This window comes from Vibrio sp. 2132-1 (genome assembly GCF_033344315.1).
On record NZ_JAWPON010000092.1, the window covers coordinates 1 to 1100 of the forward strand.

At 46.5% G+C, this 1100-nt stretch carries 1 protein-coding gene; it reads left to right on the forward strand.

The genetic code is table 11. The features are described 5' to 3' along the window. Positions 1-92: 92 nt before the first annotated feature. Positions 93-1100, forward strand: a 1008-nt coding sequence (locus tag R8N47_RS23650; RefSeq protein WP_318185907.1) for a cache domain-containing protein, incomplete at its 3' end; no start/stop codon positions are given.

Sequence of the window (1100 nt, forward strand, 5' to 3'; positions counted from 1 at the left end):
TTTCATGTAACGCTCTGTGCTTGAATCGTCTAAACCCTCTGGAGTCACACGTTGTGACACTGATCTTTTTGTCTGTTTATAAAGGTTAGACAATGAGAAATACCATTAAGTTAAAAATCCAGATTGCTATCGCAGTCATTATCGCCATCGTAAGTGGCGTTCAAGCTTGGGTTTCCGTTAATCAACTTCACGAAGAAACCACATCCACACTCAACCGAGAAATACAGAATATTTCTGAGTCGACTAACCGTTATATCAGCGATTGGCTCTCAATTCGTAGCGATATGATGTTGGCTAACGAACAAATCATCGCCGGTTCTGATGATGCAGATCGCGAGTTATTGCTGACCAAACGCGCGGGGAAATTTCTCTCTGTTTACGCAGGGTTCTCTGACGGCGCTATTGCCTACGGCGATAAAAGCGAATCATGGCCATCCGATTACGACCCTCGAACTCGCCCTTGGTATCAAGACGCGATGGCACAATCTGGGCTGATCATTACCGAGCCATACCAAGACTTTGATGGCAGTATTGTGGTCAGCTTTGCCAAAGCGTTTAACCAAAACAAACAAGGCGTATTGGCCGCTGACTTGGCCGTCACAGACATCATCAGCGAAGTATTGAATATCCAACTGGATAACAACGGCTTCGCGTTTTTGGTGGATGGCAACAATAATCTCGTCGCTTATAAAGATGAAAAGCTCAGCCAGAAACCGCTCACCACGTTAAATCCAGAACTGACGCGCGATAAAATGGCCAACTTGGCACAACACGCGAAGCTAGAAACAATCACGTGGCCAAAACAAGGCGACCAACTGATTTATGTTGCTCAAGTCCCTAACACCGATTGGTCTCTGGGCGTTGTGCAAGACAAACAAATGGCTTTTGCCTCCGTTTCGGAGCAAGTGACCTTTACTGCCATTGCTTCAATCGTGATGTATTTGATCATCGCTGCCATCAGCACTTACGTGATCACTCGCCTACTACGTCCACTGCAAACTTTGTCGGATGCACTCTCTGAACTGTCACAAGGTGAAGGTGATTTGACGCAGCGCATCGAGATTGAACGCATGGATGAAATTGGTGAACTGGCCACGCAC